The organism is Pseudomonas sp. ADAK2 (genome assembly GCF_012935755.1).
Classification (GTDB): domain Bacteria; phylum Pseudomonadota; class Gammaproteobacteria; order Pseudomonadales; family Pseudomonadaceae; genus Aquipseudomonas.
Genome location: NZ_CP052862.1, coordinates 3851733 through 3876348, shown reverse-complemented (window position 1 = coordinate 3876348; position 24616 = coordinate 3851733). Strand labels below are relative to the sequence as shown.

21 protein-coding genes and 1 riboswitch are annotated in these 24616 nt (G+C 61.1%); of the genes, 15 read left to right on the top strand and 6 right to left on the bottom strand.

Translation table 11 applies throughout. The annotated features are described in order from the left end of the window. Window positions 1–129: 129 nt before the first annotated feature. From msbA to hldE, 4 genes are all read left to right on the top strand, one after another. On the top strand, window positions 130–1932 hold the full coding sequence (msbA, locus tag HKK52_RS17875) for a lipid A export permease/ATP-binding protein MsbA (RefSeq protein WP_169371920.1): 1803 nt from the start codon (window positions 130–132) through the stop codon (window positions 1930–1932). Between the two features lie 185 nt (window positions 1933–2117). Further along, complete coding sequence (locus HKK52_RS17870; protein ID WP_169371919.1) at window positions 2118–2822, top strand: sulfotransferase family 2 domain-containing protein; 705 nt, start codon at window positions 2118–2120, stop codon at window positions 2820–2822. After that, window positions 2815–3426: an adenylyl-sulfate kinase gene (cysC, locus tag HKK52_RS17865; RefSeq protein ID WP_169371918.1), complete on the top strand. Its 612-nt coding sequence runs from the start codon at window positions 2815–2817 to the stop codon at window positions 3424–3426. The genes HKK52_RS17870 and cysC overlap by 8 nt, the downstream gene beginning before the upstream one ends. A gap of 102 nt (window positions 3427–3528) precedes the next feature. Further along, on the top strand, window positions 3529–4950 hold the full coding sequence (hldE, locus tag HKK52_RS17860) for a bifunctional D-glycero-beta-D-manno-heptose-7-phosphate kinase/D-glycero-beta-D-manno-heptose 1-phosphate adenylyltransferase HldE (protein ID WP_169371917.1): 1422 nt from the start codon (window positions 3529–3531) through the stop codon (window positions 4948–4950). A gap of 153 nt (window positions 4951–5103) precedes the next feature. Here the strand turns inward: hldE and HKK52_RS17855 are convergent, their stop codons facing one another. The 4 genes from HKK52_RS17855 to HKK52_RS17840 all read right to left on the bottom strand — a co-directional run bounded on the left by HKK52_RS17855 (window position 5104) and on the right by HKK52_RS17840 (window position 8617). Next, window positions 5104–6072: a metal ABC transporter ATPase gene (locus tag HKK52_RS17855; protein ID WP_169371916.1), complete on the bottom strand. Its 969-nt coding sequence runs from the start codon at window positions 6070–6072 to the stop codon at window positions 5104–5106. A gap of 32 nt (window positions 6073–6104) precedes the next feature. Then, entirely contained in the window at window positions 6105–6917 is an 813-nt protein-coding gene (locus HKK52_RS17850; protein WP_169371915.1) for an aldo/keto reductase, read from the bottom strand. Next, window positions 6914–8089, bottom strand: a complete 1176-nt coding sequence (locus tag HKK52_RS17845) for an NAD(P)/FAD-dependent oxidoreductase (protein ID WP_169371914.1) — start codon at window positions 8087–8089, stop codon at window positions 6914–6916. The genes HKK52_RS17850 and HKK52_RS17845 overlap by 4 nt, the downstream gene beginning before the upstream one ends. A 195-nt stretch (window positions 8090–8284) precedes the next feature. Further along, the gene (locus HKK52_RS17840) at window positions 8285–8617 is read right to left on the bottom strand and encodes a DMT family transporter (RefSeq protein ID WP_123402464.1); all 333 of its coding nucleotides are present in this window, start codon (window positions 8615–8617) and stop codon (window positions 8285–8287) included. Window positions 8618–8720: 103 nt separating this feature from the next. On the opposite strand from HKK52_RS17840, the gene HKK52_RS17835 reads away from it, so the two are divergent. Together HKK52_RS17835 and waaA are read left to right on the top strand one after the other, a co-directional pair. After that, complete coding sequence (locus tag HKK52_RS17835) at window positions 8721–9641, top strand: LysR family transcriptional regulator (RefSeq protein ID WP_169371913.1); 921 nt, start codon at window positions 8721–8723, stop codon at window positions 9639–9641. Beyond that, window positions 9634–10911: a lipid IV(A) 3-deoxy-D-manno-octulosonic acid transferase gene (waaA, locus tag HKK52_RS17830; RefSeq protein ID WP_169371912.1), complete on the top strand. Its 1278-nt coding sequence runs from the start codon at window positions 9634–9636 to the stop codon at window positions 10909–10911. Before HKK52_RS17835 ends, waaA begins: the two co-directional genes overlap by 8 nt. 64 nt (window positions 10912–10975) lie before the next feature. Here waaA and HKK52_RS17825 read toward each other — a convergent pair whose 3' ends face one another. Continuing rightward, window positions 10976–12415 carry a TolC family outer membrane protein gene (locus HKK52_RS17825; RefSeq protein ID WP_169371911.1) on the bottom strand — a complete coding sequence of 480 codons (1440 nt, stop codon included), beginning with the start codon at window positions 12413–12415 and terminating at the stop codon, window positions 10976–10978. 192 nt (window positions 12416–12607) lie between these two features. Further along, window positions 12608–12713, top strand: a riboswitch (TPP riboswitch). Between the two features lie 166 nt (window positions 12714–12879). Here HKK52_RS17825 and thiC point away from each other — a divergent pair. Further along, a complete protein-coding gene (gene thiC, locus HKK52_RS17820; RefSeq protein WP_169371910.1) occupies window positions 12880–14769 on the top strand; it encodes a phosphomethylpyrimidine synthase ThiC in 1890 nt (629 codons plus the stop codon). Window positions 14770–14960: 191 nt separating this feature from the next. After that, window positions 14961–16253, top strand: coding sequence for a putative hydroxymethylpyrimidine transporter CytX (gene cytX, locus HKK52_RS17815; RefSeq protein WP_169371909.1), 1293 nt, complete (start codon window positions 14961–14963; stop codon window positions 16251–16253). On the opposite strand, the gene HKK52_RS17810 is transcribed toward cytX, so the two are convergent. Continuing rightward, window positions 16222–16965 (bottom strand): RsiV family protein, encoded by a 744-nt coding sequence (locus tag HKK52_RS17810; RefSeq protein WP_169371908.1) that lies wholly within the window; start codon window positions 16963–16965, stop codon window positions 16222–16224. The two genes, cytX and HKK52_RS17810, sit on opposite strands and share 32 nt — an antisense overlap. Before the next feature lie 227 nt (window positions 16966–17192). Here HKK52_RS17810 and HKK52_RS17805 point away from each other — a divergent pair, with 227 nt between their 5' ends. From HKK52_RS17805 to HKK52_RS17775, 7 genes are all read left to right on the top strand, one after another. Continuing rightward, window positions 17193–17810 carry an NUDIX domain-containing protein gene (locus tag HKK52_RS17805; protein WP_169371907.1) on the top strand — a complete coding sequence of 206 codons (618 nt, stop codon included), beginning with the start codon at window positions 17193–17195 and terminating at the stop codon, window positions 17808–17810. After that, window positions 17801–18253: a DUF1249 domain-containing protein gene (locus tag HKK52_RS17800; RefSeq protein ID WP_054053309.1), complete on the top strand. Its 453-nt coding sequence runs from the start codon at window positions 17801–17803 to the stop codon at window positions 18251–18253. Before HKK52_RS17805 ends, HKK52_RS17800 begins: the two co-directional genes overlap by 10 nt. Window positions 18254–18352: 99 nt before the next feature. Beyond that, on the top strand, window positions 18353–19168 hold the full coding sequence (gene cpdA, locus HKK52_RS17795) for a 3',5'-cyclic-AMP phosphodiesterase (protein WP_169371906.1): 816 nt from the start codon (window positions 18353–18355) through the stop codon (window positions 19166–19168). A gap of 576 nt (window positions 19169–19744) precedes the next feature. Continuing rightward, window positions 19745–20353: a YqiA/YcfP family alpha/beta fold hydrolase gene (locus HKK52_RS17790; protein WP_169371905.1), complete on the top strand. Its 609-nt coding sequence runs from the start codon at window positions 19745–19747 to the stop codon at window positions 20351–20353. A 55-nt stretch (window positions 20354–20408) separates the two neighbouring features. Next, window positions 20409–22313, top strand: coding sequence for a DNA topoisomerase IV subunit B (parE, locus tag HKK52_RS17785; RefSeq protein ID WP_169371904.1), 1905 nt, complete (start codon window positions 20409–20411; stop codon window positions 22311–22313). Beyond that, window positions 22313–23302, top strand: a complete 990-nt coding sequence (locus tag HKK52_RS17780) for an esterase-like activity of phytase family protein (protein ID WP_169371903.1) — start codon at window positions 22313–22315, stop codon at window positions 23300–23302. Before parE ends, HKK52_RS17780 begins: the two co-directional genes overlap by 1 nt. Window positions 23303–23596: 294 nt before the next feature. Further along, the gene (locus HKK52_RS17775) at window positions 23597–24592 is read left to right on the top strand and encodes an esterase-like activity of phytase family protein (RefSeq protein WP_442962293.1); all 996 of its coding nucleotides are present in this window, start codon (window positions 23597–23599) and stop codon (window positions 24590–24592) included. Window positions 24593–24616 lie beyond the last annotated feature (24 nt).

The following is a 24616-nucleotide window of genomic DNA, read 5'->3' as shown; positions in this document are numbered from 1 at the left end:
CGGCCATTTCGGGGGGATGGCTATTTGATGCTGAATGCAGTGCCTAACAATAACAGCCTTTATGCGTTTGCCAGAACCCTGAAGAAGCTGTGCTAAAGTCAGCGTCCTTTTTATCGACATTCGCGTGATATGACCGACTCCAGTCTCTCCGCAAGCCCATCGAGCTTGAAAATCTACTTCCGTCTGCTCGGCTATGTCCGGCCGTACATCAGTCTGTTCCTGATCAGCATTGTCGGCTTTCTGATTTTCGCCTCGACGCAGCCAATGCTCGGCTACATTCTCAAGTACTTCGTCGATGGCCTGTCCAATCCAGAGGCCGTGCTGTTTCCAACGGTGCCTTACCTGCGCGACCTGCAACTGCTGCAGGCGGTGCCATTGCTGATCATCCTGATTGCCGCGTGGCAAGGTTTCGGCTCGTACCTGGGCAACTACTTCCTGGCCAAGGTGTCCCTCGGGCTGGTCCACGACCTGCGGGTGCAGTTGTTCAACAACCTGCTGGTCTTGCCTAACCGGTACTTCGACAAGCATAACTCGGGTCATCTGATTTCGCGTATCACCTTTAACGTGACCATGGTGACCGGGGCGGCCACGGATGCGATCAAGGTCGTAATTCGTGAGGGCATGACAGTGATTTTCCTGTTTGCCTCGCTGTTGTTCATGAATTGGAAGCTGACGCTGGTCATGGTCGCGATCCTGCCGCTGATCGCGGTCATGGTGCGCACCGCGAGCAAGAAATTCCGCAAGCAAAGCAAGAAGATCCAGGCCGCCATGGGCGACGTGACCCACGTGTCCTCGGAAACGATCCAGGGTTATCGCGTGGTCCGCAGCTTCGGCGGCGAAGTCTACGAACAGAAGCGCTTCCTGGCCGCCAGCCAGGGCAACACCGACAAGCAATTGCGCATGACCCGTACCGGCGCGATCTACACGCCGCTGCTGCAACTGGTGATCTACTCCGCCATGGCGGTGCTGATGTTCCTGGTGCTGTACCTGCGCGGCGACGCTTCAGCCGGTGACATGATTGCCTACATCACCCTGGCCGGCCTGCTGCCCAAGCCGATCCGCCAGTTGTCCGAAGTCAGCTCGACCATCCAGAAAGGCGTGGCCGGTGCCGAGAGCATTTTCGAACAGCTGGATGTCGAGCCGGAAATCGATACCGGTACCATTGAGCGCGATGCGGTCACTGGTCGCCTGGACGTGCGCCACCTGAGCTTCACCTACCCGGACACCGATCGCCAGGTGCTCAACGACATCAGCTTCTCGGTTGAGCCGGGGCAGATGGTGGCGCTGGTAGGGCGTTCGGGCAGTGGTAAATCGACGTTGGCCAACCTGATTCCACGCTTCTATCACCACGACAAGGGCGAGATCCTGATCGATGGCGTTGAAGTGGAACAATACAAACTGCTGAACCTGCGCAAGCACATCGCCCAGGTGACCCAGCATGTGACGCTGTTCAGCGACACCGTGGCCAACAACATCGCCTATGGCGATCTGGCCGGCGCGCCCCGTGAAGACATCGAGAAAGCGGCGAAAGACGCTTACGCCATGGACTTCATCGCGCAGTTGCCCGAAGGCCTGGACACTCAAGTCGGCGAGAACGGCGTGTTGCTGTCCGGTGGTCAGCGCCAGCGTCTGGCGATTGCCCGGGCGTTGCTGAAAAACGCACCGTTGCTGATCCTCGACGAAGCCACCTCGGCCCTTGATACCGAATCCGAGCGGCACATCCAGGCGGCACTGGACCAGGTCATGAAAGGCCGGACCACCCTGGTGATCGCTCACCGGTTATCGACCATCGAGAAGGCTGACCTGATTCTGGTCATGGACCAGGGCCGGATCGTCGAGCGCGGCACCCACGCCGAACTTCTGGCCCAGAACGGCTACTACGCCCGCTTGAACGCCATGGGCCTCGACGCCCCGGCAGAAGACATCGCCTGACCTGCGGCGGGGGTGAGCCTGACTCACCCCTCGCTCATCGGACGTGCAAGGCGTCCGGTGATTTGTATCGGCTTGCTTACCCGTCCTGACCAAACCTGAATAAATCTCTGCACCGCGCTTGTTAAGGTTCCTGAACGAACTTTGACTTTCATCGGCGGGGCCATCCCCGTCGCGCGGGTATTGCCATGTTGCAACGCTATCTCTGGAAACTGTTGCCCAAGCAGCAGCGGGCCTTCCTGCTGGGGCGCCTGTCGGTTGTCGACCGCCAGGTCGTGAACAAGTCGATGTCGGCCAATCTGCACTTTCCCAAGTCCTTCGCACAGCGTGAATGCCTGTTCATTCACGTGCCCAAATGTGCCGGGAGTAGCGTGTGTGCGGCATTGTTCGACGACTGGAGCCCCGGGCACTTGCCGTTGTACTGGTACGAGCAGCAGTTTCCCGAACAGTTTGCCTCCAGTTTCAAATTCGCTTTTGTTCGCGATCCGCTGGAGAGGGCGTATTCGGCTTATGCGTTCCTGCGGGGTAATGAGTTGGGCCGGCGAGATCAGGCGGCGCAGAACCTGGTCAGTCAGTACCGCGATTTCGATGACTTCGTGGCGCGCTGGCTGCACCCGGAGACGATTGGCCGGCAACTGCATTTTGCGGCGCAAACGGATTTTCTCACTGACTCCCTGGGGCATCTGGCGCTGGATTTCATCGGCTATCAGGAACACCTGGCGCGGGATTTCGCGCTGGTCTGCGAGCAGTTGAAGTTTGCGGTGGACTTGCCTCACATCAACAGCTCGCAGCAACGCCAGCCGAGGCTTGCCCGTGATTTCTGTTCGGTTCGGACCCGTCGGCTGGTGCGCCGGGTTTATCAGCGCGATTACGAGATGCTCGGCTATGAATGAGGCCCAATCGATGTCAGCGCCCATGCCGGCGATTCGCCCCTATGGATTGGCGCTATCGAGCCAGGCCCGGGCCGCGCTCAAGTCGCAGCGTCCGTGCTGCCTCTGGTTGACCGGATTGTCCGGGGCGGGCAAGTCGACCCTGGCCAATGCCCTGGAGCTGCAACTCAATCAACGTGGCCTGCACACCTTTATCCTCGATGGCGACAACCTGCGCGGTGGTCTGTGCCGCGACCTGGGGATGGGGGCTGATTGTCGCCGGGAAAACATTCGGCGCATGGCCGAGGTGGCGCGACTGATGGTCGATGCCGGGCTGATTGTGATCGTGGCGGCGATCTCGCCGTTTCGCGCCGAGCGTGAGGCGGCGCGGCAGCTGTTTGCTGAAGGTGACTTCATCGAGGTCTACGTGAGCACGTCATTCGCGGTCTGCGCGCAACGCGACCCCAAAGGTTTGTATCAGGCCGCCCTGCAAGGCCGGATCAAGGACTTCACCGGCATCGACAGCCCGTATGAGGCACCGTTGACAGCAGAGTGCGAGATCGACACGCAGAGCCTGGCGCTGGAAGACGCCTGCGCTCGGCTATCGAGTTTTTTGCTCAATAAATGATCAAAAAATCCTGCCAATTCATCCTGTTGCAGCCGTCGCGCAAGCCGGTGCCAACCCTGTGGTAATATCGCGCCCCTGTTCATTTTGTATGTGGGTTGCTCCATGAAGTTGTCCATGCCGCGATTCGATCAAGCCCCTGTCTTGGTGGTCGGCGATGTCATGCTCGACCGTTACTGGCATGGTGGTACCTCACGGATTTCCCCTGAGGCGCCGGTACCGGTAGTCAAGGTCGAGCAAATCGAGGACCGCCCGGGCGGTGCCGCCAACGTTGCCCTTAACATCGCCGCCCTCGGCGCCCCGGCCTCGCTGGTCGGTGTGACCGGCGACGACGAAGCCGCCGACAGCCTGGCCAACAGCCTCAAGGGCGCTGGCGTGCGGGCGTTGTTCCAGCGTATTGCGCACCAGCCGACCATCGTCAAGCTGCGGGTCATGAGTCGTCACCAGCAACTGCTGCGGATCGACTTCGAAGAACCGTTCGCCACCGACGCCCTGGCGTTGGGCGAGCAGGTCGACGAATTGCTCGAAGGCATCAAGGTGCTGGTGCTGTCCGACTACGGCAAAGGCGCGCTGAAAAACCATCAGGTGCTGATCCAGGCCGCCCGTGCCCGTGGCATTCCGGTGCTGGCCGATCCCAAGGGCAAGGATTTCTCGATCTACCGCGGTGCGAGCCTGATCACGCCGAACCTCAGCGAGTTCGAAGCCATCGTCGGCGGTTGCGTCGATGAGCACGACCTGGTGAGCAAGGGCGCTACCCTGATGCACGACCTCGACCTCGGCGCCTTGCTGGTGACCCGTGGCGAGCACGGCATGACCTTGTTGCGCCCGGATCATCCGGCGTTGCACCTGCCGGCCCGCGCCCGTGAAGTGTTTGACGTGACCGGCGCCGGCGACACGGTAATTTCGACCCTGGCGGCGGCGATTGCCGCTGGCGAAGAACTGCCCCACGCGGTGGCCCTGGCCAACCTGGCGGCGGGCATCGTGGTCGGCAAGCTGGGTACGGCGTGCATCAGCGCGCCGGAACTGCGCCGCGCCATCCAGCGTGAAGAGGGTTCCGAGCGCGGTGTGCTCGGTCTTGAGCAATTGCTGCTGGCGGTCGACGATGCCCGTGCGCACAACGAGCGGATCGTCTTCACCAACGGCTGCTTCGACATTCTGCACGCTGGCCACGTGACCTACCTTGAGCAGGCGCGGGCCCAGGGCGATCGTCTGATCGTCGCGGTCAACGACGATGCTTCGGTGAGCCGCTTGAAAGGGCCGGGTCGTCCGATCAACAGCGTTGACCGGCGCATGGCGGTACTGGCCGGTCTGGGCGCGGTGGATTGGGTCATCAGTTTCCCTGAAGGCACCCCGGAAAACCTGCTGCGCGAGGTCAAGCCGGATGTGTTGGTCAAGGGTGGTGATTACGGGATCGACCAAGTGGTCGGCGCGGACATCGTCAGCGCTTACGGCGGGACAGTGAAAGTGTTGGGGCTGGTGGAAAACAGCTCGACCACGGCAATTGTCGAGAAGATCCGTAATAACTGACCCCGGCTGATCGTTCCCACGCTCTGCGTGGGAATGCCTCGATGGACGCTCGGCGTCCGCTGTTGGGACGCGGAGCGTCCCGGGCTGCATTCCCACGCGGAGCGTGGGAACGATCAAATACAAGGAGCTGCCGAAGGCTGCGAACTTTTGGCTTTAAGAGCCGACTTTCTTGCGCGGCACGATCTTCTTCAACAATTGCGTGGCCTTCCCCCGCAACCGCGCCAACCCTGAATCCTTCCCGGGCGGCGCCAACCCTTGCTGGCGCACCCAATCCTTCCAGCGAATCCGCTCATCCCTGACCAGCCAGCCTTCCTGTCGGGCAAAACTCTCGGCCAAGTACAACCCTCGGGTACTCGCCGGGTACAGCTGATCCTTCTTCAAGGTGTACAGCTCAGCCATCGGCTGGCCATCTTCCAGCGGCATCAAGTACAAGTCCGGACGCTTGCGGTCCAGCCGTGCCACCAGTTGATCACCTTCCAGGCGCTCGTCGACATGAAACAGGCTCAGGGACTTGGCTTCCTTGGGCACGTCCAGGCGCAAGTCGTAGATCAGTTGCAACGACGCGGTCGGTAAATGCACATAGGCCCGTGGCCGTTCGATCAACTGCATATTGGCGCAACGTACCGGCCGCGCCGAGCCGGACAACGGCGTCAGGCGAAACGGCAGGGCTTCGCGATAATGCAGGGCGGACGAGTAGGGCGCCGGCAGCCAGGTGTCATTGAAGCGCCCGGTCAGCCAGCCTTCCGGGGTTTCCAGCAGGCACTCTTCGGCGATCTCCTGGATCGCCGTGTGCAACGGCAGGTTCAACTCATGAGCCGGCACGTAACCGGAAATCAGCTTGAGCACCACGTCGCCACGGTCTTGCCGACGCTGACGCACCAGTACCCAGTAATCGCGATTCTGCCAATGCAGGGTCAGTCGCACCGAGACCCCGAGATTGGCCAGTTCCAAGGCAAAGCGCTCGGTGTCGGCCACGCTCACCGGGCGACGACGTTGCAGGGTCTGGGAAAAATTCAGCGGCATCCCGACGCTCTGATAACTCAGGCCTTCGGGAGTCGCTTCGACGTACAACGGCAGGGTCTTGAAGTTGCTCGGGTTCTTTCTAATGAGCGTACGCGGCATGTCGGCTCCTGCTTAAGGCCGCGTGGGCGGCATCAGTTTCTACGTAGGACCTGGGCAACGGTCGCGACGTTGTGGGCGAGGTGCAGCGGATTGATGGTCCCGACAATAGCACTGGCAACACCCGGATGTTGGAACAACAACTCGAAGCTGGCGCGCACCGGGTCCACGCCGGGGCTCAGGCACACGTGACCGCTGGCGAGGGCCTTCTTGACCAGGATTGCTTTGCCGTGGGCAGCAGCATAGTCAATCACGGCTTTTTCGTTCTGTTCGTTCAGATTGTAGGTGACCATGGCGCAATCACCTTGTTCCAGAGCCTTCAAGCCGCCTTCGACGGTTTTCCCGGAAAAGCCGAAGCCGCGAATCTTGCCCTCGTTCTTCAGCTCGGCCAGGGTCGCATAGACCTCGCAGTCGTCGAGGATCCTAAGGTCATCGCCGTCGGAGTGCACCAGCACTAGGTCGATAAAATCCGTTTCCAGACGTTGCAGGCTGCGCTCCACCGACAGGCGCGTGTGGGCGGCACTGAAGTCGTGGCTCGACTGGCCATCGACAAACTCTTCGCCGACCTTGCTGACGATCACCCAGTCTTGCCGCTGGCCACGCAGCAACGGCCCGAGACGTTCTTCGCTGCGACCGTAGGCCGGGGCGGTGTCGATCAGGTTGATGCCCATGTTGCGCGCGAGGTTGAGCAGCATCCGCGCTTCGTCATCGTCCGGAATCTGGAAGCCGTTGGGGTACTTCACGCCTTGGTCGCGACCGAGTTTCACGGTGCCCAGGCCGAGGGGCGAAACCAGCAGGCCGGTGCTGCCCAGCGGGCGATGCAGATCGTGCAGGGTTTTTACACTCATGGCAGCAGTTGCTCCCAGGCGGGGACGCCCATCGGTGGTTTTGGCAGATCAGGCAGCGGCGCTGCCGGGCCGGGTTGGATACCGTCGCGGTTCAGGCTGGCGATCACCCGATCAGCGAAGTCCGGCGCCAGCGCCAGTTTGGTTGGCCAACCGACCAGCAACCTGCCCTGTTCGGCGAGGAACGCATTGTCCGGGCGGGTCAGGCCGGTTTGCAGCGGTTCGGCGCGATCCACGCGCAAGGTCGCCCATTGCACGGTGCTGAGGTCGATCCACGGCAGCAACTGGCCCAGTTCTTTTTGCGCCGTGGCGATTTGCTCGGCGGGTTCGCGGGCCACGCCTTCGGCTTCAGCGATATCGCCGCCCAAATACCAGACCCACTGGCCATCGGCAGCCGGGTGAGTGGTGACGGTGATGCGCGGTTTGGTGCCGCCGCCCAGGCAGTGGGCGTACAGCGGTTTGAGGCTCGGGCCCTTGGCGATGATCATGTGCAATGGGCGGCGCTGCATGGCGGGCTGGCTCAGGCCCAACGCTTCGAGCAACGCGGCGGTGCCACCGCCGGCGCTGAGGACGATGCGCTGGGCGCGAATCTCACGGCCGTCGACTTTCAGGCCAACCAGAATTCCGCCGTCCAGCAACGGTTCGATGGTCTGTCCGGCGAGCAAACCGTCGCCCGCCAGATCGGCCAGGCGCTGGATCAGGCTCGGCACGTCGATCACCAATTCGGCCAGGCGATACACCTTGCCCTTGAAGCGCTTGTCTTGCAGCGCCGGCGGCAGTTGATCGCCCTTGACCTGATCGACGCGGCCACGCACGGCTTTGCTGGCGAAGAAACTGGTGAGGTTGCCGGCGATCGTGCCAGGGGACCACAGGTAATGGGCTTCGGACAGCAGGCGCACACCGCTCAGGTCCAGCTCACCGTCACCGGCCAGCGCTTCACGCCAGCGGCGCGGCATGTCGGCGATGGCTTCCGAAGCGCCGGTCAGCGCACCGTGCAACGCGTACTTGGCGCCGCCATGGATGATGCCCTGGGACTTCACGCTCTGCCCGCCGCCGAGACTGGCACTTTCCACCAGCACGGTCGAAAAACCCTGGCGGCGCAGACGCGCATTCAGCCAGAGGCCGGCGACACCTGCGCCGACAATCAGAACGTCGGTGGAAATAACGGATGGCATGCAGCGACCTCAGTGTTCAAGACGAGGGCGCAGTATACAGATTCATGCCGGACGCAAACTTTGTAGCAACTGCCGAAGGCCGCGTTCGAGGACGAAGTCCTCGCCTTTAATCTGTCTGAAGAATCGCGTTGTCAGGGAATACGACTGCTTCGCAGTCGGACGCAGCCTTCGGCAGCTGCTACATAAAATCGCGGATCAATGCCCCGCGGTTTTGGAGAAGAGCTGGATGACGACGACGCCCAACACAATCAACCCCATCCCCAACATCGCCGGCACATCCAGCTTTTGCCCATAAATAAACAGCGCTGCCACGCTGACCATCACAATCCCCATCCCGGCCCACACCGCGTAGGCCACGCCCACCGGCACGCTGCGCACCACCAGGGTCAGCATCCAGAAGGCGATGCCGTAGCCGACAATGACCAGAATCAGCGGCAGGGGCGTGCTGAAACCTTTGACCGCTTTCATCGAAACAGTGGCGATCACTTCGGCGCAAATGGCGATGGCCAGGTAGTAGTAAGCGGTCATGGGGTAATCCTCAATTGAAGTGTTGCTCTCTGAGGTCGGCATTCTAGAGATTCTCCAGATGCGGTAAAGTCATTACCTATCTGCCTAAGAGATGGGTTGCGCCATGAATATGCAATGGAATCTGGAACAGCTGCGTTTGTTTGTCAGCGTAGCGGAACAGCGCTCTTTTTCGGCGGTGGCGCGGGACCAGCGCAAGGCGCAGTCGGCGGTCAGCAGTTCGATTGCGTTGCTGGAAGAGGACCTGGGCGTAAGCTTGTTCGATCGCAGCAGCGGCCGCCAGCCGAAGCTCACCGAGGCCGGTGGTGCCTTGCTGGAAGAGGCGCGGGAAGTGCTGCGTCAATGCGAGCGTTTGAACGGTCGGGCGCTGGCGATGATGCGTGGCCAGGAAGCGCGCCTGCGGGTGGCGCAGGACGAGGCGATGCCTTATCAGCCGATCATCGAAAGTTTCGAAGCCCTGGCGGAAAAATTCCCCAGCCTTGAAGTGCAGTTGACCAGCGCCGCCCAAGGCGATGTCGCGCGCAAACTGGTGGAGCGTCGGGCGGATCTGGGGCTGTTGTTCTTCCATGATCAGATCCCCGAAGCGCTTGAGCGACGGGTGCTCGGCAGTGTCGAAATGGTCACGGTGTGCGGCAAGGGCCATCCCTTGGCGGGCATGGGTGAAGTCGACTGCCAGCAACTGGCTCAGCATCGGCAGTTGCTGATGTCCACCGAATCCAGCGTTTACCCCGGCAGCGAGCCCGCCAGCCCGCAAGTCTGGCGTGCCGACAGTTTCTACGTGATGGCCGAATGGCTGGTACGCGGTCTCGGCTGGGCCTGGCTGCCGCGGCACGTGGTGCAATACCCGACGTATCAGAATCAGATGGTCGAACTGGTCAGCGAATGGACCCCGCCGGCGCTGGTGGTGGAACTGGTGTGGCGCCGCGACGAACCGCTGGGCCCGGCCGCGCGCTGGCTGGCGGAACGTTTTGCCGTGCACTTGCAGGCGATCGGCTTAAAAACCGATAAACTCCGCCGCCATGAATAGAACTCTCTACACCGCGCTGTTTTACCTGGGGCTGCCACTGGTAGCGATTCGGCTATGGCTGCGTTCGCGCAAGGCGCCGGCGTATGCCAAGCGCATTGGCGAGCGCTTTTCCTATGGGTTGCCCGCGATGAAACCGGGCGGCATTTGGGTACACGCCGTGTCTGTAGGCGAAAGCATTGCGGCGGCGCCGATGATTCGCGCCTTGCTGCAACGTTATCCCACGCTGCCGATCACCGTGACCTGCATGACCCCGACCGGCTCGGAGCGCATCCACGCTTTGTTCGCCGATGAGCCGCGCATCCAGCACTGCTATTTGCCCTACGACTTGCCATGCGCTGCCGCGCGGTTTCTTGATCGGGTCCAGCCGAAACTGGCGGTGATCATGGAAACCGAGCTGTGGCCCAACCACATCCATCAGTGCGCCAAGCGCGGGATTCCCGTGGCGCTGGCCAATGCGCGATTGTCCGAGCGTTCGGCCAAGGGCTATGGCCGCTTCCATAAACTGACCGGGCCGATGCTCGCCGAGATGAGCCTGTTCGCGGTGCAGACCGAGGCTGAGGCCGAGCGTTTCCGCTCACTGGGCGCACGTGCGGAAACCGTCGAAGTCACCGGCTCGATCAAGTTCGACCTGACCATCGACCCACAACTGCTCCAGGGCGCCGCCGAGTTGCGCGGGCAGTGGCAGGCGTTGGAGCGTCCGGTGTGGATCGCCGCGAGTACCCACGAAGGTGAAGACGAAGTGGTGCTGGCGGCCCATCGTCAGTTGCTGGCCAGTCATCCCGATACGTTGCTGATCCTGGTGCCGCGTCATCCGGAGCGTTTCAATTCGGTGTTCGAGTTGTGCCAGCAGCAGGGCTTTGCCACGGTACGGCGTTCCACGGGGGAGTCGGTCACCACCGATACCTCGGTGCTGCTGGGCGACACCATGGGCGAGTTGCTGTTTCTCTATGCCTTGGCCGACAGCGCGTTTGTCGGCGGCAGCCTGGTGCCGAATGGCGGGCATAACCTGCTGGAGCCGGCGGCATTGGCCAAGCCTGTGTTGAGCGGCCCGCACCTGTTCAACTTCCTCGAAATCGCCGCGCAGTTGCGCAGTGCCGGGGCGTTGCGGGAAGTGGAGGATGCCGAAGGGCTGGCGCTGGCCGTGCAGCAGTTATTCGAACTGCCGCGAGATGCGCAGCGCATGGCCGAGGCGGGGTTGAAGGTGATGCGCACCAATCAGGGCGCGTTGCAGCGATTGTTGGGTGGTCTTGGACGATTGATCAACCGCTAATTTGTAGGAGCAAGGCTTGCCCGCGATGGGCCCTTAAGATCGCCATCGCGGGCAAGCCATGCTCCTATTGACCCGGCCGGGCCTTCAATTGCTCGGCCGCAGCTTTGGCCAGGTCCGGCGGCAGGAAGTCTTTATCCGGGTTGTAGTCAGCCTTGAGATAGCGCGACAAATCCTGCAAATCCCCCGGGTTCAATGTGCCCGCCGCTTGCTTCAAGCGCAGGTTGTCGAGGATGTAGTCGTAGCGGGTGTTGTTGTAGTTGCGCACCGAGGTGTACAGCTGACGCTGGGCATCAAGCACGTCAACGATGTTGCGCGTCCCCACCTGATAGCCGATCTCGGTGGCTTCCACCGCGCTCTGGTTGGAGATGATCGACTGCTTGCGCGCCTGCACCTGCTCGACGTCGGTGTTCACCGCGCGGTGCAGGTTGCGGGTGTTTTCCACCACTTGCCGGCGCAGGGATTCGCGTTGCTGCTCGGACTGGTCAAGGCGTGCGTAGGACTCGCGCACCTGGGAGTTGATCAGGCCACCGCTGTAGATCGGGATGTTCACTTGCAAGCCGACGGTGGTTTGCTCGACGTTGCCGCCGTAAGGCTGGCCGAAGGCGTTCGGGTTACTGAAACCCAGCGCGTCGTTGTCACCCTTTTCGTATTTGGCCACCGCATCGAGGGTCGGCGCGTGGCCGGCCTTGCGTTGCTTGAGGGTTTCTTCGGCGGCGCTGACCGCGTAGTTGCTGGCCAGCAGATTCAGGTTCTGTTTGGCGGCGGTGTCGACCCAGGCCTTGGCGTCATTCGGCGCTGGCGGCAGGATCGGCAAGGTGTGGACGATGCCCTGGATCGCGTTGTACTGACGGTTGGTCAGGGTGATCAAGGCTTCGAATGCATCATCCACCTGACGCTGGGCGAGGATTCGATTGGCCCGCGCGGTGTCGTAGCTGGCCTGGGATTGCAGCACGTCGGTCTTGTCCGACAGGCCGACATCGAAGCGCTCGTTGGACTGGTCGAGCTGGCGTTTGAACGCGGCTTCTTCGGCCTTGGTCGAAGCCAGGTTGTCCTGGCTACGCAGCACGTTGAAATAGCTTTCTGCCGATTGCAGGATCAGGTTCTGTTCGGTGGCCGACAGTTGCAGCGAGGCTTGCTCGTTGACGTCCTTGGCGGCCTGGAACTGGAACCAGCGATCGGCGCGGAACAGTGGCTGGGCCAAAGTCGCCTGATAGGAATGGGCATTGCGGTTGGCGGTCGCCGACGGCTGATCGATCTGGGTGCGCACGGAACTCAAGTTGGCCCCGCCCGACAGGTTCGGCAGCAGGCCGGCGCGGGCCTGGGGTACGACTTCTTTCTGGGCGCCGTACTGGGCACGGGCGGCCGCCAGGTCAGCGTTGTTATCCACCGCTTCCTGATAGACGCTGACCAGGTCGGTCTTGGTGGATAAGGGCGCTTCTGCGGCCCAGGCCATTCCATTGGAAGCACAAGACACGGCAAGGGCCAGTGAGAGTTTGCGCAGCATGCGGCCATCCCTAAAAAATTACGCTGATAATTTGAGCGCCAAAGGTAAGGCGCAGCCTGCACAGCGTCAAGGCGCGGCACAGCGTAGCGAGTGTAGTTGCGCACACGTTTGGCAACAATCCGTTAATTGCGCCATTCATCACGGTGTTTACTCCGGTGTTGGCGTTCCTTGCCAGTTGTGTCTAGACTGGCCGGGTTCTTGTCGGGGTGCCTTGCTATGAGGCTGAGATCGAATAATTTCGGATCCCGTTGAACCTGATCAGGTTAGCGCCTGCGTAGGGAACAAGATTTCTCGTCACCCGGCGAGTCCTCTTGTGCTTCGTCCGGGATGTTGTTCGACAATCGAACACCCCTCGAGCACTGAGCACAGCACCAACAGCATTGTTATGGCTGATTGGTCGCGTCCATTCGTTACAGGTTCGCTCCGACAAAAATCCACTGCCTGGATGTGTTGGAGAGCCCGTGATGACGATAAAACTAAAAAATACGACGAACCTGAGTGATTCGGCCCAAGTCGATCAACAGTCGGTTCAACCGTTTACCCGCTCGCAAAAAATCTATGTCCAGGGTTCCCGCCCGGACATCCTCGTGCCGATGCGTGAAATCAGCCTCGACGTGACCCCGACCGACTTCGGCGGCGAGATCAACGCGCCGGTCGTCGTGTACGACACCTCGGGCCCGTACACCGACCCCAACGTCATCATCGACGTGCGCAAAGGCCTGGCCGATGTGCGTTCGTCGTGGATCGAGTCCCGTGGCGACACCGAGCGTCTGCCCGGCCTGAGCTCCAACTTCGGCCAGGAACGCCTCGCCGATGCTGAACTGACCAAGCTGCGGTTCGCCCACGTCAACAATCCGCGCCGGGCCAAGGCCGGGGCCAACGTCAGCCAGATGCACTACGCCCGCCAGGGAATCATCACCGCCGAGATGGAATACGTCGCCATCCGCGAAAACATGAAGCTCGAAGTGGCCCGCGCCGCCGGGCTGCTGGACCAGCAACACGCCGGTCACAGCTTCGGCGCCAGCGTGCCGAAAATCATCACCCCGGAATTTGTCCGTGACGAAATCGCCCGTGGCCGCGCGATCATTCCGGCCAACATCAACCACACCGAACTGGAACCGATGATCATCGGCCGTAACTTCCTGGTGAAGATCAACGGCAACATCGGCAACAGCGCCCTGGGTTCGTCCATCGAAGAAGAAGTGGCGAAACTGACCTGGGGCATTCGCTGGGGTTCGGATACGGTCATGGACCTGTCCACCGGCAAACACATTCACGAAACCCGCGAGTGGATCATCCGTAACTCGCCAGTGCCGATCGGTACCGTGCCGATCTACCAGGCCCTGGAAAAAGTCGACGGCGCTGCCGAAGACCTGACCTGGGAGCTGTTCCGCGACACGCTGATCGAACAGGCCGAGCAGGGCGTCGACTACTTCACCATCCACGCCGGCGTGCTGCTGCGCTATGTGCCGCTGACCGCCAAACGTGTGACCGGCATCGTTTCCCGGGGTGGTTCGATCATGGCCAAGTGGTGCCTGGCGCATCACAAGGAAAACTTCCTCTACACCCATTTCGAAGACATCTGCGAAATCATGAAGGCCTACGACGTCAGCTTCTCGCTGGGCGATGGCCTGCGTCCGGGTTCGATTGCCGACGCCAACGATGCGGCGCAATTCGGTGAGCTGGAAACCCTCGGCGAGCTGACCAAAATCGCCTGGAAGCACGACGTGCAATGCATGATCGAAGGCCCGGGCCACGTGCCGATGCAGTTGATCAAAGAGAACATGGACAAGCAGCTCGAGTGCTGCGACGAGGCGCCGTTCTACACCCTCGGCCCGCTGACCACCGACATCGCGCCGGGCTACGACCACATCACCTCCGGCATCGGTGCGGCGATGATCGGCTGGTTCGGTTGCGCCATGCTCTGCTACGTCACACCGAAAGAGCACTTGGGCCTGCCGAACAAGGATGACGTGAAGACCGGGATCATCACCTACAAGATCGCGGCCCATGCCGCCGATCTGGCGAAGGGGCATCCGGGGGCGCAGATCCGCGACAATGCCTTGAGCAAGGCGCGGTTCGAATTCCGTTGGGAAGACCAGTTCAACTTGGGCCTGGATCCGGACACCGCGCGTTCGTATCACGATGAAACCCTGCCGAAGGATTCGGCCAAGGTCGCGCACTTCTGTTCCATGTGCGGGCCGAAATTCTGCTCGATGAAAATCACCCAGGAAGTCCGCGAATACGCGGCCAACCAGCGGATCGAAACCGTCGATGCCGAAGTCGCCCAGGGACTGGCGGACCAGGCTGAGCGGTTCAAGCAGGAAGGCAGTCAGCTGTACAAGAAGGTCTGATCCGACACTGATCGTTCCCACACGGAGCGCCCCTGATCGTTCCCACGCTCCGCGTGGGAATGCCTCCTGTGACGCTCTGCGTCACGCCGTTCGGGGACGCGGAGCGTCCCGGGCTGCATTCCCACGCGGAGCGTGGGAACGATCATCGCGGGATCAACACAACAACAAAATGTCCCTCTGAGATAACACCCTTGAGCATTCAACCCAGCACGTATTCCCCTGATATCGCGGTGCCAAAAGACAAACGTGTCTTCGGCGGCCGTGATCTGTTTTCCCTGTGGTTCTCCCTCGGCATCGGCCTGATGGTCTTGCAGACCGGCGCTCTGCTCGCGCCAGGTCTGGGCCTGTCCGGCTCGCTGCTGGCGATCTTCCTCGGCACCCTGGTCGGCGTTCTGCTGCTGGCGGCGGTTGGGGTGATCGGCAGCGACACGGGCCTGTCGTCGATGGCCGCGCTCAAACTCAGCCTCGGCAAACATGGCGCGAGCCTGCCGGCGGTGCTGAACCTGTTGCAACTGATTGGTTGGGGCTCGTTCGAAATCATCGTCATGCGCGACGCCGCCAGCCTGCTCGGCGCCCGGGCCTTCAGCGAAGGCAGCTTGCTGTCGAACCCTTTGCTCTGGACCGTGTTCTTCGGTGGCTTGGCGACCTTGCTCGCCGTCAGCGGTCCGCTGACCTTCGTGCGGCAGATCCTGCGCAAGTGGGGCATCTGGCTGCTGTTGGCCGCGTGCATCTGGCTGACCTGGAACCTGTTCGCCAAAGCCGATCTGGCCGCGTTGTGGGCTCAGGCCGGTGACGGTTCGATGCCGTTCGCCGTGGGCTTCGACATTGCGATTGCGATGCCGCTGTCCTGGCTGCCACTGATTGCCGATTACTCACGTTTCGGCAAGCGCGCGAAAAACGTGTTCGGCGGTACCGCACTGGGCTTCTTTATCGGTAACTTCTGGCTGATGAGCCTGGGCGTGGCTTACACCCTGGCGTTCGCGCCGAGCGGTGAAGTGAATGCCTTGCTGTTGGCGCTGGCCGGTGCCGGCCTGGGGATTCCGCTGTTGCTGATTCTGCTGGACGAGTCGGAAAACGCCTTTGCCGATATTCACTCGGCGGCGGTGTCCAGCGGGATTCTGTTGCGCTTGAAAGTCGAACATCTGGCGTTGGCGATTGGCGTGATCTGCACATTGATCGCGTGCCTGGCGCCATTGGCCCAGTACCAGAACTTCCTGCTGTTGATCGGTTCGGTGTTTGCGCCGCTGTTCGGCGTGGTGCTGGTGGATCACTTCATCCTGCGCAAACGCAGTGCTCAAGTTGCATCAGCCGCATTGCGCTGGCCGGCGTTGCTCGCCTGGTTGGGCGGGGTGAGCACTTATCATCTGCTGGCGAATCTGTATCCGGATGTCGGCGCAACCCTGCCGTCGCTGGTACTGGCAGGGCTGCTGCAACTCGTGCTCGGTCGAGCCTTCAGTTACGGCCGGGAAACAGCTCGGGCCTGAGAATGCCGTTCAGGCGCGGGTAGGGGATCTTCAGTTCGATGTGGCCCAACGCGTAAGGCGCGATGGTGCTCACTTCGTACTTGAGGATCACCCCACCGTAGGTCAGCGCCACGTTCTGGGTTTTCTGGAAATGCCAGGTCTTCAGGAAATCCGGTTCCTGATCGAGCTTGGTGCTGATCAGCCAGCTGTTGTGCGCCACTTGCGCGGCTTTCCAGAACGCTTCTTCCTGCCCCGGCAGCAACATGTCCGACAAGGTCAGCACTCTATGCTGCTGGCGCGAATAGTTGATGAAGCTGCGGCCTGGCGTGCCATGGGCGCCGCCGGTGTCCAGGTAGCTGGAAAATTCGACGATCACCAAGCCGTCATGCTGCTCACGTACCTTGGCTTGCAAGTAGCTGCTGGAGCGCGGTGCGGCGGTGCGCAGGAACTGGTCGCGATAGGCGGCCAGGGTCGGTGCCGCCGGAGCGTCCGGGGTGCGGGTCAATTGCAGCAGGTTTTTTTCGACGATGCCGTCCAGCTGTGGCTCGGCCGGGAATCGCAAGGTATCGATGTTTACCAACGGGCAGTCAGGCGTGGTGCAACCCGGCTTGAGGATTTCCGAAGCATCGCGGGTGGTTTCCAGCGGCGTCCGGTAGTTGGGTTGGAACAGGCTCTGGCAAGCGCCCAGTGTCAGGGCGATGGCGGCCACGGAGGCGATTTTAAAAAGCGACATGGGCGTCCTTCATAAAACAGGGAAAGGCGAAAAGTTACCGCTTCGACTGTCAACGAAGCAGTCAGTTCGCCACTAAGCTAATTAGAGTTGGTTTCGCCCTCACCGTCTATCCCGATGAGGGTAAAGGGGCTGCATCAAATGTCGCGGGCGCGTTAGGATGGCGCGAAGTCGAGGTTGCCAGTAATAAAAAGCAGCCTCGTAACGGATTGCAGTAAACGAGGATTGTCATGACTGATTTTGCCAACGCCATTCCAACCACCGTTGAAATCGTTCGACGCGAAAAGTGCTACGAGGGCTTCTACAAACTCGATCGCCTGCATTTGCGCCATGAATTATTCGCCGGCGGCATGAGTCGCGAGATCAATCGTGAAGTGTTCGTGCGCCACGATGCGGTGTGCGTGCTGCCGTACGATCCGCAGCGCGATGAAGTGGTGCTGATCGAGCAGTTTCGGGTCGGCGCCATGGGCAAGACCAGCAACCCGTGGCTGATCGAGCTGGTCGCCGGTCTGATCGATAAAGACGAGGAACCGGAAGAAGTTGCTCACCGCGAAGCGCAGGAGGAAGCTGGGCTTGTGTTCGGGGCGCTGTGGCCGATGACCAAGTATTTTCCATCGCCGGGCGGCAGCAACGAATTCGTGCATTTGTACTTGGGGCGTTGCGAAACAAACGGAGTAGGCGGGCTGCATGGACTGGCAGAAGAAGCGGAAGATATCCGCGTCACGGTCTGGGCGTTCGAAGATGCGCTGCAAGCCGTACGCGACGGACGAATTGCCAACGCGGCCAGCATCATTGCTTTGCAATGGCTTGCTTTGAACCGCGCTGAAGTGAGGGGGTTATGGTCGTAAACAAGCTGCGCGATCGCTATCGGGTGGACCTCGTGGGGCTGCAAGCCTCCTGCGAGGCCAACTACGCGCGCCTGATGCGACTGCTGCCGGACATGCGCAGCGAACCCGAGGCACGGCGCATCGCCGTGACCCAGGGTGATCAGATGCTGGGCGTGCTGGCGCTGGAAGTGCTGCAAGTCAACCCGTACACCACCACCTTGCAAGTGCGCCAGGAACACAGCCTGCCATGGCTGCCGGTGCCGCAACTGGAAGTCCAGGTCTATCACGACGCGTGCATGGCCGAGGTCGTCAGCGCCGAACATGCAAGACGCTTCCGGGGCATCTATCCTTACCCGAATGCCGCGATGCATCAGCCGGATGAAAAGGCCCAGCTCAATCTGTTCCTGGGGGAATGGCTGAGCCACTGTCTGGCGTGCGGACACGAGTACGCCGTCGTGCGATAGATGTGAACTGCGTCCGGTTCACAGGTTTCCTCTTTTAGATTTCCCCCAGCATAATTGCGGCCTCTATCCAACCCCGTGATTCAGCCCTGGGAGAACGCCTTGCCGAGCGTATCCACATTGACCACCGCCGATCCGGCGTTGCTGGTACAGCTGTCCGACAGTCATTTGTTCGCCGAGGCGGATGGCACGTTGCTGGGCATGAACACGCGCGAGAGCCTGCAAAAGGTCATCGAACTGGTCCGCCAGCAACAGCCCCGGATCGACTTGATCATTGCCAGTGGCGACCTGTCCCAGGACGGCACGCTGGAGTCGTATCAGCAGTTTCGCGACCTGACCCGTCAGCTCGATGCCCCGGCACGCTGGATTCCCGGTAATCACGATGAACCCATGATCATGGCCGAGGCGGCGGTGCAGAGCGCACTGCTGGAGCCAGTGGTGGATATTGGCAACTGGCGAGTCACGCTGCTCGATTCCGCCGTGCCGGGCTCGGTGCCAGGGTATTTGCAGGATGAACAGTTGCAGTTGCTGGCCCGTTCATTGAGCGAGGCGCCGGATCGCCATCACCTGGTGTGCTTCCATCATCATCCGGTGTCGATCGGTTGCGCGTGGATGGAGCCGATTGGCTTGCGCAATCCTGAGGGACTGTTTGCGGTACTGGATCGGTTTCCACAGGTGCGTGCGGTGTTGTGGGGGCATGTGCATCAAGAGATCGATCAGGTGCGCGAGGGGGTGCGGTTGATCGCATCGCCTTCGACCTGTATTCAGTTCGAGCCAGGGAGCGAGGATTTCAAGGTCGGGGAACAGGCGCCGGGGTATCGGTGGTTGCGACTTATGCCGGATGGGCAGATTGAAACTGGGGTTGAGCGGGTGACCGGGTTCGACTTTACGGTTGATTACGGTTCCAACGGCTACTGAGCTTTTGACTTTGGTCTTGGTCTTGGTCTTGGCGGCCAAATAGCCGACCAGGTTATTGCTGACTGAGTACATATCCATTTCTGCGGTAACGGCGGCTGACGGTTTCGCTCTTACAGCGAGTCCCTTTTGGCAAACGCCCCAAAAGGAACCAAAAGGTCTCGCCCCGGCGTCCGGCCCCTCGCCTAGGCTCGGCGTTCCTTCGTTCCGGTGTCCATCTGGGGGCATCGCCTCCGGTCGGCTTCGCTTCGACCTCCTCTCGATGTGTGCGGCTTCGCCGCACGGCGCTACGCGCCCACCCCCAGATGAACACCTCCACTCAGCCTCCCGAAGGGGCGGGTAGAGCAAGATCAAAAGCAGGCGAGCTAACGCTCGGCCTAATGAGTGGTGAAGAGCGGGGCGGTGTACATCAATCCTGTAGGAGCGAGGCTTGCCCGCGAAGGCGTCCTGACAGACGACCGATCCCTCCCGGATGCAACGATTCTGTACGTAACCGTGTTCATTTCGATGGATGCTGGCGCCAACATTCCCCGTCTCCCTGTAAACTGCGCCTCTTTACCCGACGCCCAGGGAGTTCTAATGTCCGGTTCGATCCTTTATATCCACGGTTTCAACAGTGCGCCGGCCTCGAAGAAGGCCTGCCAGTTGATCAATGTGATGGAGCGGCTGGGCCTGAGCGATCACTTGCAGGTGCCGGCCTTGCATCACCACCCGCGCGAGGCCATCGGTCAGTTGAACCGGGCGATCGAGGAGCTTGGGCGGCCGCTGCTGGTCGGAAGCTCACTCGGCGGCTACTATGCGACTCACTTGGCCGAGCACCATGGCCTCAAGGCCCTGCTGATCAACCCTGCCGTCAGTCCGCACCGGATGTTTGACGGGTATCTGGGGACGCAGAAAAACCTGTATACCGATGAGGCCTGGGAATTGACCCACGACCATGTGACGGCCCTGGCCGAGCTGGAAGTGCCGGCGCCCCGGGATCCGCAGCGCTATCAGGTGTGGTTGCAGACTGGCGACGAAACGCTGGACTATCGCCTCGCCCAACAGTATTACCGCGCCTGTGCCTTGCGCATCCAGGCCGGTGGCGACCATAGTTTCCAGGGTTTTGCCGGGCAATTGCCGGCCATGTTGAGTTTTGCCGGCATCGGCGCAGATTTGTATCAGGCGATCGATTTCACAGCACTGTGACTCATCGCCCCTATTTTCAACGAGCACTCTTTTTACAGGCGGACGACGAGACCCCATGGCCACTCCCAGCGCTAGCTCTTATAACGCAGACGCCATCGAAGTCCTCTCGGGCCTCGACCCGGTGCGCAAACGCCCCGGCATGTACACCGACACCAGTCGGCCGAACCACCTCGCCCAGGAAGTCATCGACAACAGCGTCGACGAAGCCTTGGCCGGGCATGCGAGCTCGGTGCAGGTCATCCTGCACGCCGATCACTCCCTGGAAGTCAGCGATGACGGCCGTGGCATGCCGGTGGACATTCACCCGGAAGAGGGTGTGTCGGGCGTCGAGCTGATCCTCACCAAGCTCCATGCGGGCGGCAAGTTTTCCAACAAGAACTACCAGTTCTCCGGCGGTTTGCACGGGGTGGGTATTTCCGTGGTCAACGCCTTGTCGAACGAAGTCCGGGTGCGCGTAAAGCGTGACGGCAACGAATACCAGATGACTTTCGCCGACGGTTACAAGAAGACCGAGCTGGAAGTCATTGGCACCGTCGGCAAGCGCAACACCGGCACCAGCGTATTTTTCGCGCCGGACCCGAAGTACTTCGATTCACCGAAATTCTCCATCAGCCGCCTCAAGCACGTGCTCAAGGCCAAGGCCGTTCTGTGCCCGGGGCTGCTGGTCAGTTTTGAAGACAAGGCCACCGGCGAAAAAGTCGAATGGCATTACGAAGACGGCCTGCGCTCCTACCTGGTGGACGCGGTCAACGGCTTCGAACGCCTGCCGGACGAGCCGTTCTGCGGCAGCCTGGCCGGTAATAAGGAAGCAGTGGACTGGGCGCTGCTGTGGTTGCCGGAAGGTGGCGACAGCGTGCAGGAAAGCTACGTCAACCTGATCCCGACGGCCCAGGGCGGCACCCACGTCAACGGGTTGCGTCAGGGCTTGCTCGATGCGATGCGTGAGTTCTGCGAATTCCGCAGCCTGTTGCCGCGCGGCGTGAAGCTGGCGCCGGAAGACGTCTGGGAACGCATTGCCTTCGTCCTGTCGATGAAGATGCAGGAGCCGCAATTCTCCGGCCAGACCAAGGAACGCCTGTCGTCCCGTGAAGCGGCGGCCTTTGTCTCCGGCGTGGTCAAGGACGCGTTCAGCCTGTGGCTTAACGCCAACCCGGAAACCGGCATGCTCCTGGCGGAACTGGCGATCAACAACGCCGGCCGTCGCTTGAAGGCGAGCAAGAAGGTCGAGCGCAAGCGCATCACCGCAGGGCCGGCATTGCCGGGCAAACTCGCCGATTGCGCCGGGCAAGACCCGATGCGTTCCGAGCTATTCCTGGTCGAAGGTGATTCCGCCGGCGGTTCGGCCAAGCAGGCGCGGGACAAAGAGTTTCAAGCAATCCTGCCGTTGCGCGGCAAGATCCTCAACACCTGGGAAGTCGACGGCAGCGAAGTGCTGGCCAGCCAGGAAGTGCACAACATCGCCGTGGCCATCGGCGTCGATCCGGGCTCGGCGGACATCGCTCAGTTGCGTTACGGAAAAATCTGCATCCTCGCCGACGCCGACTCCGACGGTCTGCACATCGCCACCTTGCTTTGCGCATTGTTCGTCCAGCATTTCCGCCCGTTGGTGGATGCCGGTCACGTCTACGTCGCCATGCCGCCGCTGTACCGCATCGACCTGGGCAAAGAGATTTACTACGCCCTCGACGACGCCGAGCGCGACGGCATCCTCGATCGCCTGGTGGCCGAGAAGAAACGCGGCAAGCCGCAGGTCACCCGATTCAAAGGCCTGGGTGAAATGAACCCGCCGCAGCTGCGCGAAACCACCATGGACCCGAACACTCGGCGCCTGGTGCAGCTGACACTGGACGATTTCGAGGCGACCTCGGAAATGATGGACATGCTGCTGGCGAAGAAACGCGCCGGTGATCGCAAGTCGTGGCTGGAGTCCAAGGGCAACCTGGCCGAGGTTCTGGGCTGATGCGCTTTGGCTGTGCCCTGGCGTGTGTGTTGCTGCTGACCTCGTTGACGGTATCTGCCGAACCGGTTCTGGAGCTGCGCGTGGTGTCCGAACATGCCGTCGATGGTATGCGCGGCGGCAATCTGTCGGGGCTGGCCCAGTGCGGCAACGAGCTGTGGACGGTTTCCGATCGCGACGATGATCAAATCTACCGTCTCGATACGACCGCCAGCACCTGGCAAGCCGAAACCGTGCGCATCGATGTGCCGCCCGTGCCTGATACCGGTTTGCCCTGGGGTTTGCGTTCGCGGACCTGGGCGGCGTCTTTCGTGCGGGGCGGAGACCTGGACTTCGAAGGCATCACCTGCGACAGCGCCGGCAATCGTTACATCGTCAGCGAAGGCCATGCGGCCGTTCTGCAAGTGCCGCCAATGGGCCCGGCAAACTGGTTGAAAATCTCGCCCATGATGGTTCGCGAAGCGCGGGCTCGGGGCATGTTGCTGCAATTCAATGCACTGTTTGAAGGCCTGGCGATCAATCCGGCAGGTGATCAGATGTGGCTCGCTGCCGAGCGGCAAAGCCGTGGCTTGTTGCTGATCAAGCGCAAACAGACGGTGTGGGATTGCGACGGTGGTTGTGTGCTGCTGAGCGAGGCGGGCATGGAAATGCAGCCGCCGCAGTTTCGCAATGCCCGGGCGGTTAACCGGGATTTTTCCGACCTGTCATTGTTCAACGGCAAGCTGTTTACCCTTGAGCGCAATGCCTTTCAGATTTGTCGCCGCGACCCGCAGACGGCCAAAGTCGAGCGCTGCTGGTCGTACGCTGCCGAACTGTTGCAGGATAACCGGCGTTACTCGCAGAACTATGGTTTGGAGGAGGCATTGATCATCGACGCCGACGGTGCCTGGATTGGGGTCGACAACAACTTCGGCCCTCGCGCCGATGGTGAGGTCCGCCCGATTGTCTGGCGCTTCGCCGCACCGGAAAATGGCTGGAGCGCCAAGCCCTAGGCGCCCATCATCGCGCCGTCCTGACTGACGTTCGTCAATCTACAAGCAAATCCCGAAACTGCTGCAATACTTGAGTGAGGAAAGACGTGCCCGTTGTTCGGCAATACGCTCAACGTGGCGCCTTGAATGATCTATAGCTTTGCTGCGCTGGCCGGTGGTTGGAGTCCCGAGCCATGAAGTGCAGGCAATGAAGCTCTGAAGCAATGCTGTCGAGACAGTAGTGACGTCGTTGAATTCCGACATGTCGTGCAAGGCTCAGGGAAACTTGAAACGCCGACTGCGGGAGATTCAATGATGAAACTCAACCACTTCGCTGCGGGACTTTTGCTTGTTTGCAATTCACTGGTTTTTGCTGCGGATCCTGAATTGCGCTTGCTCTCAGAGCATCCCGTCAACGGTATGAAAGGTGGCAATCTGTCCGGGCTGGCACAATGCGGCCAGACGTTATGGACGGTATCGGATCGAGACGATAACCAGATCTATCGCCTCGATACCCGCGCCACCGTCTGGCAGGCCGAAACCGTACCGATCACAGTACCTCCCGTCCCCGACGACAGCGGGCGTTCATTGTTCATGAAGATGCGCAGCGCGCTGGCCTCTTTGGTGCGTGGCGCAAGTCTGGACTATGAAGGCATCAGTTGTGACGGCGCCGGGAATCGTTACATCGTCAGTGAAACCTATTCAGCCGTGCTCAAGGTCACGCCGCAAGGCGAGGCGTCCTGGTTGGCCATTCATCCATTGATGGTGAATTCGGCGCGGGCCAAGGGCATGCTGCTGCACGCCAATGCGCTGTTTGAGGGGCTGGCGGTCGATCCGGACGGAGGCTGGATACGCCTTGTCGCCGAGCGCGAGCGGCGCGGGATGGTGGTCATCGGTCGCAGCCCCGACAACGAGTGGATCTGTCCTTTCTACCTCTGTGTCATGTTTAGCGAGGACGGCCTGGAACTCCAGCCACCGCAGTTTCCCAATCCACAGTGGGTTGCCAGGGATTTTTCTGACTTGGCACTGCACCAGCGCAAGCTCTTCACCCTGGATCGCAACGCGTTCAAGATCTGTCGCCACCGTTTGGTGACGGGGACGCTTGAGCGTTGTTGGTCGTTCGCTGCCGAGGCGCTTGTACCTCATCGGCAGTATCCGTCGCGCCATGGAATGGTAGAGGCCTTGCTGGTCGACGAAAAAGGCGCATGGATTGGCGTTGACAACAATTCGGTTACTCGCGCCGATGGCGAATCCCGCCCCATCGTCTGGCGCTTTGCCGCGCCGGAAGGTGGCTGGGATGCCGAGCCATGAGTCAGCCGTAGAACTGCGCGCACA

Coding starts and splice junctions, on each gene's coding strand:
- waaA (WP_169371912.1), top strand. CDS start 9,634: ATGAATAGAACTCTCTACACCGCGCTGTTTTACCTGGGGCTGCCACTG.
- msbA (WP_169371920.1), top strand. CDS start 130: ATGACCGACTCCAGTCTCTCCGCAAGCCCATCGAGCTTGAAAATCTAC.
- HKK52_RS17790 (WP_169371905.1), top strand. CDS start 19,745: ATGTCCGGTTCGATCCTTTATATCCACGGTTTCAACAGTGCGCCGGCC.
- HKK52_RS17835 (WP_169371913.1), top strand. CDS start 8,721: ATGAATATGCAATGGAATCTGGAACAGCTGCGTTTGTTTGTCAGCGTA.
- hldE (WP_169371917.1), top strand. CDS start 3,529: ATGAAGTTGTCCATGCCGCGATTCGATCAAGCCCCTGTCTTGGTGGTC.
- HKK52_RS17805 (WP_169371907.1), top strand. CDS start 17,193: ATGACTGATTTTGCCAACGCCATTCCAACCACCGTTGAAATCGTTCGA.
- HKK52_RS17870 (WP_169371919.1), top strand. CDS start 2,118: ATGTTGCAACGCTATCTCTGGAAACTGTTGCCCAAGCAGCAGCGGGCC.
- HKK52_RS17840 (WP_123402464.1), bottom strand. CDS start 8,617: ATGACCGCTTACTACTACCTGGCCATCGCCATTTGCGCCGAAGTGATC.
- parE (WP_169371904.1), top strand. CDS start 20,409: ATGGCCACTCCCAGCGCTAGCTCTTATAACGCAGACGCCATCGAAGTC.
- HKK52_RS17800 (WP_054053309.1), top strand. CDS start 17,801: ATGGTCGTAAACAAGCTGCGCGATCGCTATCGGGTGGACCTCGTGGGG.
- HKK52_RS17845 (WP_169371914.1), bottom strand. CDS start 8,089: ATGCCATCCGTTATTTCCACCGACGTTCTGATTGTCGGCGCAGGTGTC.
- HKK52_RS17810 (WP_169371908.1), bottom strand. CDS start 16,965: ATGTCGCTTTTTAAAATCGCCTCCGTGGCCGCCATCGCCCTGACACTG.
- HKK52_RS17855 (WP_169371916.1), bottom strand. CDS start 6,072: ATGCCGCGTACGCTCATTAGAAAGAACCCGAGCAACTTCAAGACCCTG.
- HKK52_RS17780 (WP_169371903.1), top strand. CDS start 22,313: ATGCGCTTTGGCTGTGCCCTGGCGTGTGTGTTGCTGCTGACCTCGTTG.
- HKK52_RS17775 (WP_442962293.1), top strand. CDS start 23,597: ATGAAACTCAACCACTTCGCTGCGGGACTTTTGCTTGTTTGCAATTCA.
- HKK52_RS17825 (WP_169371911.1), bottom strand. CDS start 12,415: ATGCTGCGCAAACTCTCACTGGCCCTTGCCGTGTCTTGTGCTTCCAAT.
- thiC (WP_169371910.1), top strand. CDS start 12,880: ATGACGATAAAACTAAAAAATACGACGAACCTGAGTGATTCGGCCCAA.
- HKK52_RS17850 (WP_169371915.1), bottom strand. CDS start 6,917: ATGAGTGTAAAAACCCTGCACGATCTGCATCGCCCGCTGGGCAGCACC.
- cysC (WP_169371918.1), top strand. CDS start 2,815: ATGAATGAGGCCCAATCGATGTCAGCGCCCATGCCGGCGATTCGCCCC.